This is a genomic window from Microcoleus sp. BROC3 (assembly GCF_036702515.1).
Classification (GTDB): domain Bacteria; phylum Cyanobacteriota; class Cyanobacteriia; order Cyanobacteriales; family Microcoleaceae; genus Microcoleus.
This window is the reverse complement of record NZ_JAUBTQ010000072.1, coordinates 1-16,125: the sequence shown is the minus strand read 5'-3', so window position 1 is coordinate 16,125 and position 16,125 is coordinate 1. Positions and strand designations below refer to the sequence as shown.

General features: G+C 44.4%; 14 protein-coding genes and 1 pseudogene. 10 read left to right on the top strand and 5 right to left on the bottom strand.

Annotated elements, in window-relative coordinates:
• Window positions 1-125: 125 nt before the first annotated feature.
• The 6 genes from ycaC (at window position 126) to QUB30_RS29570 (ending at window position 5,438) form a co-directional block, all read left to right on the top strand.
• Entirely contained in the window at window positions 126-788 is a 663-nt protein-coding gene (gene ycaC, locus QUB30_RS29595) for an isochorismate family cysteine hydrolase YcaC (RefSeq protein ID WP_333341309.1), read from the top strand.
• 212 nt (window positions 789-1,000) lie between these two features.
• Window positions 1,001-2,971, top strand: a complete 1,971-nt coding sequence (locus tag QUB30_RS29590; protein WP_333341306.1) for an amidohydrolase — start codon at window positions 1,001-1,003, stop codon at window positions 2,969-2,971.
• A gap of 134 nt (window positions 2,972-3,105) precedes the next feature.
• Entirely contained in the window at window positions 3,106-3,498 is a 393-nt protein-coding gene (locus tag QUB30_RS29585) for an iron uptake porin (protein WP_333341321.1), read from the top strand.
• Window positions 3,499-3,567: 69 nt separating this feature from the next.
• A complete protein-coding gene (locus QUB30_RS29580) occupies window positions 3,568-4,146 on the top strand; it encodes an antibiotic biosynthesis monooxygenase (protein WP_333084876.1) in 579 nt (192 codons plus the stop codon).
• A gap of 36 nt (window positions 4,147-4,182) precedes the next feature.
• Window positions 4,183-4,458, top strand: a complete 276-nt coding sequence (locus QUB30_RS29575; RefSeq protein ID WP_333341303.1) for a UBP-type zinc finger domain-containing protein — start codon at window positions 4,183-4,185, stop codon at window positions 4,456-4,458.
• Between the two features lie 32 nt (window positions 4,459-4,490).
• Window positions 4,491-5,438, top strand: coding sequence for a DUF5996 family protein (locus tag QUB30_RS29570; RefSeq protein WP_333341300.1), 948 nt, complete (start codon window positions 4,491-4,493; stop codon window positions 5,436-5,438).
• A gap of 165 nt (window positions 5,439-5,603) precedes the next feature.
• On the opposite strand, the pseudogene QUB30_RS29565 reads toward QUB30_RS29570, so the two are convergent.
• Window positions 5,604-6,298, bottom strand: a pseudogene (locus tag QUB30_RS29565) (IS1 family transposase).
• Window positions 6,299-6,517: 219 nt separating this feature from the next.
• Here QUB30_RS29565 and QUB30_RS29560 point away from each other — a divergent pair.
• Window positions 6,518-6,769, top strand: a complete 252-nt coding sequence (locus tag QUB30_RS29560) for a hypothetical protein (RefSeq protein WP_333341297.1) — start codon at window positions 6,518-6,520, stop codon at window positions 6,767-6,769.
• An 842-nt stretch (window positions 6,770-7,611) separates the two neighbouring features.
• On the opposite strand, the gene QUB30_RS29555 is transcribed toward QUB30_RS29560, so the two are convergent.
• The 4 genes from QUB30_RS29555 to QUB30_RS29540 form a co-directional block, all read right to left on the bottom strand.
• On the bottom strand, window positions 7,612-8,652 hold the full coding sequence (locus QUB30_RS29555) for a hypothetical protein (protein WP_333134554.1): 1,041 nt from the start codon (window positions 8,650-8,652) through the stop codon (window positions 7,612-7,614).
• Between the two features lie 19 nt (window positions 8,653-8,671).
• On the bottom strand, window positions 8,672-10,381 hold the full coding sequence (locus tag QUB30_RS29550; RefSeq protein WP_333078719.1) for a DEAD/DEAH box helicase: 1,710 nt from the start codon (window positions 10,379-10,381) through the stop codon (window positions 8,672-8,674).
• Window positions 10,382-10,850: 469 nt separating this feature from the next.
• Complete coding sequence (locus tag QUB30_RS29545; RefSeq protein WP_333341294.1) at window positions 10,851-12,380, bottom strand: relaxase/mobilization nuclease domain-containing protein; 1,530 nt, start codon at window positions 12,378-12,380, stop codon at window positions 10,851-10,853.
• A 65-nt stretch (window positions 12,381-12,445) separates the two neighbouring features.
• Window positions 12,446-12,859 carry a plasmid mobilization protein gene (locus QUB30_RS29540; RefSeq protein ID WP_333341291.1) on the bottom strand — a complete coding sequence of 138 codons (414 nt, stop codon included), beginning with the start codon at window positions 12,857-12,859 and terminating at the stop codon, window positions 12,446-12,448.
• 1,293 nt (window positions 12,860-14,152) lie between these two features.
• On the opposite strand from QUB30_RS29540, the gene QUB30_RS29535 reads away from it, so the two are divergent.
• The 3 genes from QUB30_RS29535 to QUB30_RS29525 all read left to right on the top strand — a co-directional run bounded on the left by QUB30_RS29535 (window position 14,153) and on the right by QUB30_RS29525 (window position 16,108).
• On the top strand, window positions 14,153-14,386 hold the full coding sequence (locus QUB30_RS29535) for a DUF3892 domain-containing protein (RefSeq protein WP_190663966.1): 234 nt from the start codon (window positions 14,153-14,155) through the stop codon (window positions 14,384-14,386).
• 575 nt (window positions 14,387-14,961) lie between these two features.
• Window positions 14,962-15,582 (top strand): hypothetical protein, encoded by a 621-nt coding sequence (locus QUB30_RS29530; protein ID WP_333341286.1) that lies wholly within the window; start codon window positions 14,962-14,964, stop codon window positions 15,580-15,582.
• A gap of 220 nt (window positions 15,583-15,802) precedes the next feature.
• Complete coding sequence (locus tag QUB30_RS29525; protein WP_333341283.1) at window positions 15,803-16,108, top strand: competence protein CoiA family protein; 306 nt, start codon at window positions 15,803-15,805, stop codon at window positions 16,106-16,108.
• Window positions 16,109-16,125: the final 17 nt, after the last annotated feature.

The following is a 16,125-nucleotide window of genomic DNA, read 5'->3' as shown; positions in this document are numbered from 1 at the left end:
GCTTACGTCATCAACCCTTGAGGGTAAACAGACGTTTCACTTAAAAGCACCAGCAGAGATGTTTAGCTTTTGATTTCATTCTGCAATTCCTTATTCACCAATCACTCAAATAGGAGAATTACTTAATGTCTACATTCAAGTACAATCGTCTAGACAAGAATAATGCTGCGGTTTTACTGGTGGATCACCAAACTGGACTGTTCTCGCTTGTGCGTGATATTGGTGCTGCCGACTTCAAAAATAATGTGCTAGCGCTAGCAAGTATAGCCAAGTTTTTCAACCTGCCTACTGTTTTGACCACTAGCTTTGAGGACGGGCCCAATGGAGTCATCCTGCCGGAACTGAAGGAGAAGTTTCCTGATGCTCCCTTCATTCCGCGCCCCGGACAGATCAACGCTTGGGACAATGAGGAATTTGTTAAAGCCGTAGAAGCAACGGGTAAGAAGCAATTGATTATTGCCGGAATTGTCACGGATGTCTGTGTCACTTTTTGCGCGCTTTCAGCATTGGAGGCAGGGTATGACGTTTTTGTGGTCACCGATGCCTCTGGCACCTTCGATGAAGCCTGTCGCGATGCAGCCTGGGATCGGATGTCCCGTGCTGGCGCTCAGTTGGTCAATTGGTTTAGCGTTGTAGGTGAATTGCACCGTGATTGGCGTAACGATATTGAAGGGCTAGGTAATCTCCTTTCAGAGTTTGTTCCTGACTACAAAAACCTAATGACGAGCCATGCAGCAACATCAAATGCTGGCTCTGCCAATCGCGAACGCCCATTGGTGACAAGTTAAGGCTGTATGCCAGTTATCAAGGACTTTCTGCCAACGCTGGGTATGCCACTAGGTCAGGCATCTAGACTTCATAAGTAAATATGCTCGTTGGCGAAGGTTTTTCGAGCTAATCTACATTTAGTGTGAAGTTTTCAGATGCAGCGAGCTTTGCCAATTACAGCGCCTATTTCCTAACCTAACCAATTTTGTATTTTAGACTTTGAATTGTTCTCATGAGTAACAAGCGCAGAACAACCAGGAGAGATTTTCTCCAACTAACTCTAGGAGCAGGAGTTTCGTCCTATTTGTTAGGACAGCATCGCACGTTTGCAACCACAGCTTTTGATGCAGATGCAAAGGCAGAATTAATTCTTACGAACGCTCGCATTGCAACTCAAGATGAGCAACGTTCTTTTGCCGAAGCAGTTGCTATCAGTAAAGGTCGCTTTCTAGCCGTCGGCACGGATAAAGAGATAATGGCATACAAGGGTGATAATACCCAGATAATTGATGCCAAAGGTCGGACGATTGTACCGGGCATTAATGATACCCATACTCATCTGATTCGTGGCGGTCTTTACTACAACATGGAGCTAAGGTGGGATGGCGTGCCCTCTCTAGCGGATGCGTTGCGAATGTTGCGAGAACAGGCACGAAGGACACCAGCACCTCAGTGGGTGCGAGTTGTGGGGGGCTGGACGGAGTTTCAGTTTGCTGAACGTCGAATGCCGACTCTTGAGGAAATCAATGCGGTGTCTCAAGATGTTCCCGTTTTCATCCTCAATCTTTATAACTCTGCCTTACTCAATCGGGCAGCACTACGCGCCCTTGGTTACACCAAGAATACTCCCAATCCAACGGGAGGAGAGATTCAACGCGATCGCAACGGCAATCCCACCGGACTCCTCATCGCCAAACCCAATGCTACCCTGCTTTATGCTGCCCTTGCTAACGGACCAAAGTTGAGTCCAGAAGACCAGCTCAATTCCTCTCGCCACTATATGCGCGAAATGAATCGCTTAGGCATCACCAGCGTTATTGATGCAGGGGGAGGCGGACAAAACTATCCGGATGATTATCAAATCATTAATCAACTCCACCAGCAAGGTTTAATGACGGTTCGGGTGGCTTACAATTTATTCACCCAGCAACCAGGTAAAGAACTTAATGACTTTGAGCAGTGGAGTAAGATTGCTACTCCTGGTCAAGGGGATGATTTTTATCGCCTGAATGGTGCGGGGGAAATGCTCGTCTATTCTGCTGCTGACTATGAGGATTTTGTGGAAGCGCGACCGAATCTCCCAGAAACGATGGAGTCTAGCTTGACGGAAGTGGTAACGCTGCTGGCTCAAAATCGCTGGCCGTTCCGCCTCCATGCCACTTACGACGAATCGATCGCCCGCTTTCTCAGTGTTTTTGAAAGTGTCAATCGCGAGATACCTTTCGAGGGTATGCACTGGATTTTGGACCATGCCGAAACTATCTCCCAACGCAACATCGAACGGGTGAAAGAATTGGGTGGAGGAATTGCCATTCAGCACCGCATGGCGTATCAGGGCGAATACTTTGTCAATCGCTATGGGGAAACGGCGACAGCAAACTCTCCTCCCATTAAACAAATGCTGGCAATGGGAGTCCCTGTCAGCGGCGGAACGGATGGAACGCGAGTTGCTAGTTATAACCCTTGGGTGGGTCTTTACTGGCTGGTTAGTGGTAAGACAGTTGGTGGTATGTCGCTGTATCCAGAGGCAAATCGGTTTGACCGCATGGAGGCGCTGAGGATTTACACGACAAATGCGGCTTGGTTTTCCAATGAGGAGGGAAATAAAGGTGCGATCGCACCCGGTCAGTTAGCCGACTTGGCGGTTCTCTCGGAGGATTACTTTTCGATTCCAGAGGAACGCATCAAAAGCTTGGAATCGGTCTTAACCCTTGTCAACGGCAAACCCGTATATGCAACCGATGAATTCCAAACCTTAGCCCCACCTCCCTTACCTGTTAGCCCGGATTGGTCTCCCGTTGCCCATTATGGGGGCTACCATAACAAAACAACGATTCCTGCGGCTTCGTCTTATCGACCTTCCTCTTTAGGCTGTTGTTCTCCAAGTCAGCGTTCCAGTAGCCAGTTGTCGTCAGCGTTACTAAGCAAGGTTGGGAGTTTAGCCGGATTTTGGGGAGGCATGGGCTGTGCGTGTTCTATTTAAGGCATTCTGCAAAACCCTAAATGCTCATTTACGACTGACTTGTCTGGACAGACTCGCTATACATACGAAGTTTACGACCCATCGCAATTAACTGGCTGTCCCCAGCGATCCATTCGTGACAAGTTAAGCACTTCCTGGGGGATAGCTATAGTCTTATAGCTTCCTGGCTTGTTAACCCTGCTTTTAGATTGGGAGGATGGATAGGATATCTCCGGGCATCGGCGCAAGACCTCTCCAACGCTCCTACTGCTGAAATTTTTTACTACGCAGTTAATTTTGGATTTCCAGATTTGGGTAAGGAAGGAAACTTATTAGGCTTTGTTTTTGGACAACCGCCTAGAGTGATCAGCAATCAGTTTGGAGTAATCGATCGTAGCACCTCATTGCACTTTGAAATCTTCTACCGGTTTCAAATGAACGACCATCTCTCAATCACTCCTGGTGTAATCGTCATTACCAACCCTGAACACAACAGCAATAATGACACGATTTTTGTTGGCACCATTCGGATGACGTTTCAGTTTTAGAGTCTATACAGGCACGGTAAGAGCTGTTTTCCTGTTTTAACCATCCAATTTCCCGGACTGTTAAATTCTATGTTGGAAGAACCATTGGCGAGCAATACCAGTCAAGAAAACTATCTAGTCACCGCCGTGATTTCTCATATCGTGAGACCAGGACGTGAACAAGGTTATGAAGCATGGTTTCATGGCATCGCCGCAGATGCACGAAAATTCAAGGGACATTTAGGTGTCAGCACGATTCGACCTCATGATCATGATCATCCTGAATACGTGGTCATTCTCAAGTTCGATTGCTACAACAATCTCAAAACCTGGATTGAATCAGATATTCGGCAAGAATGGATTGAGCGACTACAACCGTTAATTGAAAAGCCAGAAGCAATTCAAACCCTGACTGGGCTGGAAACCTGGTTTACGCTTCCTGACAAGCCGATGAAGGCTCCACCCCCGCGCTACAAAATGGCGATCGTCACATGGCTGGCAGTGTTTTTTACGATATCTATTCTCAATCGTTTGCTAGTACCACTCCTAGCTGGGCTTCCGGTATTGCTCAGAACGTTGTTGGTTACAGGTCTAACGGTTGCCCTGCTGACCTACGTGATTATGCCGCGCCTCACCCAGCTCTTTCACAAATGGCTGTATCCCACTTGATCGAGTACATATCTTGCACATTCACAGAAATCTTCCATGTCTTGTCAACACCTGAACGAACTGACGCTAGAGGATATGATTTCAAAAGCCAATTACCCGGTATTCCGCTGTGAGGAATGCCTGCGAGTTGGCGATCGCTGGGTTCACTTGAGAATTTGTCAAACCTGCGGCAAAATGCTGTGCTGCGACTCGTCTAAAAATCAACACGCTCGCCGCCATTACGAAGAAAGTGGACATACGGTGATTAGTTCAGCCGAATTGGGAGAACAATGGCTGTGGTGTTTTACCGACCAACAACAGAAGAACTATTGATCACGCGCCCCTTTTCTACTCGCGAGGAAATCATGATGTTAAATCAGCCTGCCCTAACAGATATTTGGCCGAGTTTACCCCTGGACGCATGGCAAGAGACCTATGCCACCTTGCACATGTGGACTCAAATCATCGGCAAAATCCGATTTGCCCAAACTCCGTGGATTAATCATTCCTGGCATATTCCCCTCTATCTAACCGTTCGGGGACTGACCACTTCCACGATTCCCTATGGCAGCCGCATCTTTCAAATCGACTTTGATTTCATTGATCATGAGTTGCTGATTCAAACCAGCGAAGGGGCAAGACGGGCGATCACACTCTACCCTCGCTCGGTCGCTGATTTTTATCAAACCGTGATGGAAACTCTCAGAGCATTGGATATTCACATCACGATCAACACCAAACCGAATGAAGTCCCAGACCCAATTCGATTTGAGCAGGATGAAACTCATGCCGCTTATGATGCGGATTATGCCAATCGATGCTGGCGAGTGCTGCTACAGTCCGATCGCGTCTTTCGAGAATTTCGTTCACATTTTTCCGGCAAGGTTAGTCCGGTTCATTTTTTCTGGGGGAGTTTTGATTTAGCAGTGACTCGCTTTTCTGGGCGATCGGCTCCTGAGCATCCGGGAGGGGTGCCAAATCTACCGGATGCAGTGGCGCAGGAAGCCTATTCCCAGGAAGTCAGTAGTGCCGGATTTTGGCCCGGAGCCGGATTATCATACCCAGCGTTTTATTCCTATGCGTACCCAGAACCCGATGGGTTTAAGCAGGCTACGATTCGTCCCGATGCTGCATTTTACAGTCAAGAATTGGGCGAGTTTATTTTGCCCTATGACGCTGTCCGCGAGGCAGAATCACCGGATCACATGTTGTTAGAGTTCTTGCAAAGCACCTACGAAGCTGCAGCCAAGTTCGGCAACTGGAATCAAGAAGAACTCAAGCAGTTGACATTTAAGTTGCAACTGCATCCTTAAATTGACGTTTAACTGGCAGATATTAAGTGGTGAAATGTAGGACTGTTTCGCAGACTGGTTTATTGGACGCGAGAACTGTTTCGCAGACTGGTTTATTGGACGCGAGAGTGGAAAAAAGTTGGGGATTGCAACGACAAGGTAGGCGTTGCTGAATGATGCCATGAATCATTGAGGAATTGGCACATCCCAGAACTTGAGGTAGTGTAGCAACAATCTGATCGAGTGTCTCAGCATTTCCTCTAACGCGTGAATAACAAAGTGTCTTGCGATGCAGTCGGGCTTGCGTAATGTCGTAACCGTGTGTTTTCACCTTCTACCCTAGTCATGTAAGTCTTGCGGTGGGATCTGATCTCCATCTGGAATAAATCCTGGATAGACTGGCCAGCCGTCCGTGACATAAAAATAACAATTCCATGTTGCTACAAGCTCCCACAAGGGGGCAAAGGTCTTGGCACGCTCGGTCGCCCAAAACCCACCCTAAGATTCCTGGCTTAAAGTGGTCTACTGCTGTCCACAACCAGATTTTTTTTTTTGCCCTACAAAAGTTTCTAGTTCATCCAACTCCCCCACTTCTGGAGTGGTCTCGCTCGTCATAGGCGGACGGTAGGCGTTCTCCTACTTGTCTGACCCAATTAATGACGGTGGTGTGATGGACTCCTGTGACGCGCTCAATACCTCGAAATCCCATGCCGTTGACATACATTTTCAAACATTGCGCTTTAATTTCATCTGAGTATCCTTTGGAGATTGTGTAAACATCAATAAACTGACGATGACAATCGACACAAATATGATGAGAGCTTCCCTCTCATCTTGCCATTTTTACGGATATGGCTGGAGCCACATTCAGGACATTTCATTAGATTTAACCTCAATTCATATCACTATTATGCAACGCCAAATGTTGGCGTTGCTGAATACAGGTATGAATCAAGTTTTTGGAATGGCTATAAGCCAAGTAGAGTGAGTTTTGTAACATCAAACGAAAAGTTTATTCATACCGTGAATCAGCAACGCCTATGCCTTTTCCGGTTGTTGCCGGAGAACTCATAAGCTTTTTGAACTGGGCAAATTCTACCTTGCCAACGATCACCAAAACATCGGTGGATGCAAGAAAGGCCCGCGTCGATTGCCGCCGCAAAATCCTCCTCAATAGCTCAAGCTACGGCGCGAGATTGGTAGCCGATCGCCAGTTTGATTCTATGAGCTCCGTCATGGGCGATCGAGCTATCGCTCAAACCCATCACTCGCTACCCAGGTGCGATGGAAAAGTTGTGGCAATTGATGCCTGTGCTGCCACAAAAGCCGCCACAACAGCAGGAGCAATGTGAGCAATCGGCACAGTCGAATATCGGGTAAAAATTAAGCGCCTTGATACCTAAGATTCCCCATTCATAAGGGTGCAATGTTTTTATTGCTGCACGTAAAAGTCAGGTTTGTGATCACAAAAACATTGCTTGCTACTGAGAGAGAACAACTATAAGCAGTCCCAACAAATCAAGACACGAACAGCACAAAAAAGCAGCAATTTGACCGAAAAAGTCAGGCATTTGCAGGATATTTTCAGGTATTTGCAGGTAAAGTGCACCCCCTGCACTTGCCTGACTTTATACTGCACTTGCCTGACTTTATACTGCACTTGCCTGACTTTATACTGCACTTGCCTGACTTTAGCTGACGCAACAATTAGCTATTTTTTAGCCCTTTTAACAAAATCCGAATTGATTTAATAGTCAAGTTACAATACCTAAGTTGAATTAAGAATCAAGTTGCTGCATCTGGATTGAATTAATAGTCAAGTTGCTGCATCTGGATTGAATTAATAGTCAAGTTGTTGCATCTGGATTGAATTACAGCAAGCGTATCTTTTCGTTTGGTCACTCAACTCAAAACCTGGACGCACCTTTGGGGTACAGCCGAGATACCTGCAAAATAGGACATGACGTAAAGTTTTGTAAATATAAGACAAAATGACTTGAAGTAGCAAAGCCTGAAATGTTTAGCAGTAAAAGATTTCCGCTTTTTGGGTCTGTACGAGGGCAGAGTAGTAATACTACTCTGCTCTAGCTGACTGAGTGTTGGCAGCTTCTTTAGGCGGAAGGGACATTGAAAAGCGGCATTGTTACAAAACTTTACGTCGTGTCCTCGGAAAGCCCGTATCTCGGCTATACCCCTATCTAGTCCAAACTGTCGGGGAGATAATTTTAGCTGATAGATCATCTAAATAGAAATCGTAAACAGGTTCTCCTGATAATTCACAGCAAAGAGGTTCAATAATTTTAGTGAACGGATTCCAAACTATTGTTACAGTCCGTTTCGTTTTCTTTCTTTGCAACTCACATTGAATATGTACTGTAGGTAGATGGATAATCATTGCACTGTGCAACCAAGCTTCTACACTCATTGCATAACGCTCTTGGATATCTAACAATTTTCGATCTAGCTCTCTATTAGTAGCTTCAATTCGAGCTAATTCTTTGTCTAATTCATCACCAATCAAATTTTTTAACTCAATCTTGTGGCGAATCCCAGAGCTAATCGTGTTGTAATAATCCTTGAGTCTTTCTTCATCCCTAGCTCTTGCTCTTGTTAATTTAGCCTGCCAATTATCTAAAGATTTTCCAATCAATATTCCACTTTGATGTTCGATTAACTTCAACAACTCATCAAAAGGAATAGAAAATGGTGTTTCTTGATTATCCACATCCATTCTGTCAGACTCCCAAAATAAAGCATCCCCAATTTGTACTGGTGTTACTCCTGTTATTTCATTGATAATAAACGAAACTAGACCAATCCTTTTTTCTTCGGCATTCGCTGTGTAAGCCACATTACATAAAATGTAGCGAGTGGTTGATGGTTTAGCATCTACAAAACGAATTAACCCATTTTGAGGTTTGAATCTCTCTGGTATGCTTTTGTCAAATCCCGTAGCTTTTAGATAGCCATCAAATTTTACACCCAAGGCACTAATCTGCCCTTTGACAGCTAATAGTTCAGATAATTTATTTAATACTTCTGAATGATAAGTAACAAAAACACTTTGAGGTACATCAGTGATAGTTGTAAAAGTTACTTCTTCTGGTAGAGAAAGTAACGAGGCTATGTTTTCATTTAACAGCGCATTTAAAACGTGTTCCCCAGCCGGTTCAGCTATTCCGTCATGGAGAGCTACAATTTTTTCTAAAGTAGTAATTATTGGGTCTGATAACATATTTAATCAAATCAATTTTTCAAGCTTCAAAATCTTCGCCAAAAATCTGTTCATCCAGTTCTTGAATTTGCTCATATTGTTTTTGGGCTTTCAACAAATTATCTGCCAATTGCTCAAAGGCTTGATCTAATTCGGGTTTAACTTGATGCTTAAGCCAGATATCCATGACAACTTCACTAAAGTCAAATTCATCATCCACATTGCCTAAAATTGTTTCAATTTCTCCGACTACCAGTTCAAACATATTAATTTTGTCGTGCAGTATCCGCAGAATATACTCTTCGATACTGCCTTTGAGACAGAAGTTAAAAATAAAAACATCCTGGGTTTGTCCGATGCGGTGGATACGACCAATGCGCTGTTCAATTTTCATTGGGTTCCAGGGCAGGTCATAATTAACGATCGCATTAGCAAACTGGATGTTACGTCCTTCTCCCCCTGTTTCCGATGCTAAGAGTACAGAAACATTATCCCGAAATGCGGCTATAGCCTCATCTTTCTGTTTAAGGGACATTCCGCCAGTAAATTCTGCAAAGGGGATATTTTCCGCTTGCAGCGTTTTAGCTAAATAGGTGCTAGTTGCTTTATGGGTTGTGAAAACTAAGGTTTTCTGGCGAGATTTGGAGAGCATCTCTACTAAGGTTTTTGCTTTCTCGACCTGCTTGACTTGGGATGCTCGTGCAGCTAAAGACTTCAGTTCTTCATCGGGTAGGCGGATAGTCAGTTGCTTGAGGGAGTCAGCTAAAGCATTAGGGGATGAACCCGCTCGCATTAGCAAATTAGTACGGGAGAGTCTGTCTAGTTTGTCCTCTGAAGAACGTAGATACTTGCTCAAGTCTTGGTAAAGTTTCTCCTCTCCGGCTGCCGGGGTAACGGTAATTGTGGTGGCGAAGCGTTTGGGCAGTTTGACATCTACTAGGGCGCGGGTATTTCGTACCATAACTTCCCGCATCAGAGTGCGTAACTTTTCGGGATTTTTAGGGACTCGTCCATTCTTGGAATTGACGTATTCTTTTTTAAAAGCGGCTTCTGTTTGTAGCAGTCCCGGTTTGAGGAGGGTTAGCAGATTAAACAGTTCCACAAGGGAGTTCTGCACTGGCGTAGCAGTAAGCATGAGGATAAACCGCTTATTGAGGGCGTTGACCAGTTTCCAGTTGAGGGTACTGCGATTTTTTAGATGGTGTGCCTCATCGACAACAACCAAATCCCAAGTACGACTGGTGACGTGAAGATAATGTTTAGCAGACTTAGCCGTGTTTAATGAAGCGATAATTCGCGGATTATTTGTCCAAAATTCGTCTATCGGTTGTTGTGGGTCACGGTTATCTGTGGTGATAGTAGCGATATTAAATTTGTCACTTAACTCTGATTGCCACTGGGAAACTAGGGATGCCGGAGTTAACACTAGGATGGACTTTACCATCCCCCTAGCTAAGTATTCGGCGATGATTAGTCCCGCTTCAATGGTTTTACCCAATCCGACTTCATCAGCTAGTAATGCCCGTCCACCCATTTGTCTGAGGACTTTTCGGGCTGTTTCAATCTGATACCAGTATTTGTCGATAGCAGTTAATGTGGGTAGGCAAATGAGTTGGTCATAGTCTGCCATTACCGAGAGGTTAAACAGGTCTAAACGCGCTTCGTAGAAGTTAAGGGGGTCGTATTTACCAGCTTTCAGGGCTTCTAAGGCAGTGGAAGGATTGAATTGAAATGTATAGTTTTTTTCCATATTTATAGTTTTTCCTTACTTGGTCTGCTAAACAGACCTGTCCGCTAGCCTAAAAGCTTTGCTAGGTAATAAGTGTAGTCATTATCCTTAGCGTTTGAGGCTAAGAATACGGGCGACCCACGGCTAGAACCCTTTATTGTACAGCAAGCGTTATGATGCTTGGTAGTGATACGGAAGTAGTGGTGAGACATAATCCTTGTCCCATAAGCAATACTTCGGACAGTTTTAGATCTGGTCGAGTCTCCGAAACCCTTACTGGCTATATGCTGGACTATTTTTTCAAGGTTTAAGTAAGCGCGCTAAGTTTCAGAAAATGCGTAAAAAATGGCAGGGCTTCCTCGCCCTCGGCTTACAGGGCCGTTAAAAAACTGTCCGAAGTATTGATCAACAGGTTTTATCAAACATATTGATTGATTTTATGAACCTAAGCACTTTGTTTAAATTCTAGACAAATTTAAGGTAGCAACAATTAATCCAGTTCGATGTCTTGGATGCGCTGTTTATAAGGTTGGTTATTTGGTTTAATATTTTGCTCTTCTTGCTCAATTAATTGTATCCAGATATCATTCCAACTTGACTGTGGATTAACAAGTTCTGCATTCGGTAGCAGCGCAAGCGCATTTCGAGCGAGCTGAGAATTTTCGGCGATCGCTATAATAACGTTATCGAGTTCTTGTAAGAATTCTATAGGCAGTTGTGAAGCTCGTTCAATTCCTAAGTAAAGTGTCGCTGGTGCTGTTGCAGAGTTTTCCTGTTCAATAAGCAAAATTGAAAGGGCTTCGATTGGGTTACAGGCAATCACAGCTCGCTCAATTTCTCCAGTAGTGGCTACCCAGAAAGGAGCTTCAAATGAAAGGGGATGGGTTGTAGTAAAGTTGCCTCTTTCATCGAGAACAAAAGCGAACCGGGCTTCTCCCTCAAGCGTCCGTCCTGTAAATACAGCCTTTTGTGAGCCGGCATACAGCCAAGAATGAGAGTGCAATAAATCGAGCAATTCTAAAGGTAAACTGTACTCGACTGCTAGATGCGATCGCACTTTTTGCCACTGAGTTTCATCAGGTTCAGGCCGGATTGATAATTGTAACTCTAACTCATTTGGTGTTGCAGGAGTTGCAGATAGGGTTGCTGCTAGCTCGGCTTCTGACGACTCTAACTCATTTTCTTCTGTCTCGCTAGGGGCGTTCGCTAAGTGTTGTGGCTGCATTAAAGCCTCAATTAGGGCGTTATCTCGCCCTTGGTCATAGGTAACGCCTCGATACTTCTGTAATCCAGAAAAAGTGTAGGCTTTACCCAATTGAGTGCCACTTAAAGCGACTTCATCTAAATTGTAAGAAATGCCTTTACTGAAGCCAGTTAGAGTCAATCCGACTTGCACCTCGACGCCTTGTTGCTGCAACCGCTCAACGAATTCTGGCATACTTGGGTTGTCTTGGGTGAGTTCATCAATTAGGTCTTGCAATTGCACCCTGACGCTTTTGTTTCCCTTGCTTTTTAATTGCCTGTGTTCTCCTGTAGTCTGAGCTCGCTTGTCTGTTTCCCAACTGGGTGTAACAGTTTCCAGCTTGTAGTTCCGTTCAAGCTGGCGAATAGTTTCTTGGCTTTTGTAATAGTCCCAGCTATCGTCAACAACACCTCCATCTAGGCAAATGCGACTGGCGACGATGTGGATGTGGTCGTGTTCTGTATCGCTGTGCTTGACAACTGCGTACTGGTTGTTGTCAAATTCCATCGCTTTCATGTAGTTGGCTGCGATGGCCAGCCAGCGCTGGTCATTTTCTTCAGAATCTTCTAGTTTTTCGGTGCTATCGACAGATAAAGTGGCGTGAAAAACTGCTACTTTCAGGTTAGGTCTTAGTTGTCGGGCGATGGCAAATTCAGCAGCCAGTTCTTCAGGAGTTTGTCCGCACATAGTACCGCCAATTAGAGCGGCGTCTTTTTTGCCCAGCACGTAGTTCAGACAGCCCCGAAAGCCTGTACCTTTGATTTGTTTGCCAATCATAACCGAAAAGCCGTCAGTTGCACAGAATCGATTGCTCAGGCGGTAAAGCTGAGAGTTGTTAATAATTAGCGTACTGTAGATTTGGCGAGGTTTGCAACTATTGTTTTAATTGCCTTCCCGTTCTCTCGAATGAGTTGCTGTACGCTTTCTAAGAGTCCTGTATTGACAACCACTGGTTCTCCCAATGCCACAGCACTATTGCAAGCTTTAGCCATCTGATTGAGGTTGTTTCCGGCAATTCTCAATTGGGCATCAATCTTGCACAAAACTTGATAGGCTTTTAAGTCAAATGCAGCTAGAGGGCGCGGCATGGTTCTCCTCAAAGCTGCACGGCGCATGAAGTCGCTCATGCTCAAATTGACTAGCGAGGCTCTGGCTTTAATTTGATTGTAGTCAGAGTCAGACAATCTCAGTTCCAGCCGACTAGAAAGTCTCTGATTTTGCTGCTTTTGAGGAAAATTCTTGAGCTTCATAGTCATAAAAATAGTTGAGTTAATCTCATTTTATAAATCTATAACTACTTTCAACTTCACCCCAAAATAGCAAACTAGGGGCGTAAAGTGACCCCCGCCATTTGAGGATAACTGGTTGCGATCGCTACTCAATAACTGACAATCTCTCCATTTGCTTAAAGTGTTTGCTCGACAGGCGAGGGCGTTGTCAGCTCCTTTCTCCCTCTCATTTCTTATAGCTGTATAATATTCAGCTTAATTTGTATTACAGTTAGCTACATTTGTCATTAAAGCTTAAGAAAGTCTTAAACCTGACCTGGCGGCTAGAAGTCCGCATTCATGAGGTGCATTGTTTTTCTTTAAAAGTAATAAATAAAGCTTTGTACGGACAAAACCATTGCTTGCTACTGAGAGAGAACAACTATAACCAGTCCCAACAGGTCAAGACACAAACAGCACAAAAAAGCAGTAATTTGGCAGAAAATTGCAGGCATTTGCAGGATATTTACAGGCATTTGCAGGTAAAGTGCAGCCCCTGCAAATACCTGCAAACGCCTGATTTTATACTGCAAACGCCTGATTTTATACTGCAAATTCCTGACTTTAGGACGCACAACAATTAGCTATTTTTTAGCGTTTTTAACAAAGACTGGATTGATTTAATAGTCAAGTTACGGGATCTAAATTGAATAAAAAATCAAATAAGGAGTATGAGAAAATTGGCAGTGCAGCAGCCGTTATGTCAACCTTGACAGTTGCATAAATTGCTGTTGTCGGGCCCGCGCTTTGCAATCGGCTAAACTGTTGGTATGAAGGCAGGTTAAGAGCAGACCCTAATACGGTGTCTTAAGGGCGAGAGAGTCTGTGATCGTTGCAACGCCGGTCAAGTAAATCATATATCCTGACATAGCTCCCCCAACCCCAGAAAATCCGTTGCTCCCCCACCAACTGTCACAAGCCCAAGCAGACTCCTCGGCCCAAGAAATTCCCGATTGGTGACGAGCAATTTTAGATTTTAGATTTTAGATTTTAGATTTTAGATTTGGGATGCAAGGATTAAAGTCACGCATCCCAAATCGAATGACGGTTGCTTTCCCCCCTCAAGCCAGAAGTTCTCATCTCTAGATTTGTTACAATTCTTAATCGTGCGAGCTGCTGCCCTATTAACTCAACTATCTCTTAGGGATAATATTTAACTCCGCTTAGCGAATGACTAAATAATTACCCAGGTAGGATAACCGTACTCTAGTGAGACGGTGTTTTCTAATTTATGTTTTCTGATATTCGTTAGGGTTGATAAAGTTCACCAAAGGAGAAAAAATGGCTGGTAATAGACGAATTGTTAATGCAAGAGAAGACGAAAATGGCAACATCAGTCATGTTCTGTTAGATGGCAACCAAAAGTTTACCCCTGTAGAAAAAGCTATCGAGATGACTGAAGGAGGCAAAATCGAGGGGGTACACGTTGTCCACCGTCAGGATGGTAAAGAATTTCTTCGCACGAACCCGGATGGTGATAAGGGTAATAACTTAGACACAATGGCAGAAAATTAATTTATCTGCCTTTTGCGAGGAAATACTCGCTTATATTTATGAGAGACGGTCAATTAATGACCGCCTTATTATTTTGGGTTCGTGACAAGTAATAGAACGAAAAACCACAAGAATGAGATAGTCACCCACCGTGCGTACTTTGTTTGCTGGACACTTGCCCGAGTCGGATAACCGTACTCTCGTCGAGCGGTATGTTCTAATCGATTTTTTTTACCGACCGCTACATTTAAAAAGTTCTTTGAATTATCTATGGAAATTGGCTATGAGTTTCACTCGCACAACAGAGTCGTTCCGGTCTGAACAGACATACACCTTTCAACCAAAGGATGATATTACGGCATACGAAATCGCACAACTCCTCCCAGTTCTTATAGCTGCATGGAGGGACGCACCTGATGGCTATGCCATCTCTCGTAAAGAGATACCCTCTTCATGGGCGGCGAATGTTGAATCTTTGTCCGAATCTCTCCAGCGCCACTTCATAAAATCTAAGTAAAAGCTGCTGACGGGGTTGTCACCCCGTCAGTTAAAGCTGTCTGATTGTCAAGTTTGTTAACCTCGAAACTATTAAAATTTTGAACAAAGAAGATTATGAAGCCAAAGACAGGGCATTTTACAGTGCCATGATAAGCGCATGGCTTAACACTAAACTTGAACGTGATAAGCAATTATTAACTTTATTAACTAGCGCCATCGGATTATTAGTTACATTGTTAAGAACAGTTGGTGTTTCAAACTTTTCACAGGTCTTAATTTTTGGCGCTGCGCTTATTGCCTTTTTGTTCACTGTGATTTCAGTCATTTGGATTCTCGGTAAGAATGCTAACCACATCGAAGAAATGCTGAACGGTTCTGAAACTGAAAGTAGACACTTAGTTTTTTTAGATCGAGTCGCCACAATCAGTTTTGTCATGGGCATGATAATGGTGGTTATAATTGGTATGTATTCGGCGACAATTAACTTAATTGAAAAAGGAACAAACATGAATCAAGACAATATCGGTAATACTCATCGCGAATCTGTAAAAACAAATAATGATAGTTGGAATGGCGTTCATAAGTTACGTCCTCAACCCTCAAAAGCTGTCGAGACAAGCCCCAGCCCAACCCCAAACGCATCAAATCCTTCAGCATCTTCTGGAGGTAGTGGGTCTGGTAATACGGGTAAGCCAAATGACAGCAGCTCAGCAACATAAAAACCTCGTTGTATCGAACAGACGGCAGCCCAAGGCACATTGTAGAAAGTTCACCTGGGCCCCGATAACTGCTGGGGCCCAAATGCGGAACCAGCTTGAGAGTGACCTGCGATCGCTTTCTTTCCCAAGGCAGAAGCCCTCACCCCTGGATTTGTTAAAATTGTCGGTCATGTGGAGCGGGTGCACCTACAAAACCTGCTGAAAGGAGAATTGAAAGGCGATGTGGCTTAAATTTGGTGTTGCTCTCAGCGGCGAACTGACGAGCATTGATGAAGTTGTGCGCGGAAAAACTAACCTTGCTTGCCTCTACTGCGGAGGCTCCCTCACAGCGAAAAAGGGGAACGTGAAAGAACACCACTTCGCCCACACTGAGGAAACTTGTAAACCAGTCTCGCAGCGGATTAAAACCAAAGCTTTCCCATCGCTGCCCCTCTACGACAGCTTCAACATACAACTTAAGGGTGATGAATTAGAACAGTTGAAGGTGCTGTGGAAGTGCGATTCGTTGATTAGTGAATCTCGGTAATCAATCCGTAAATAACT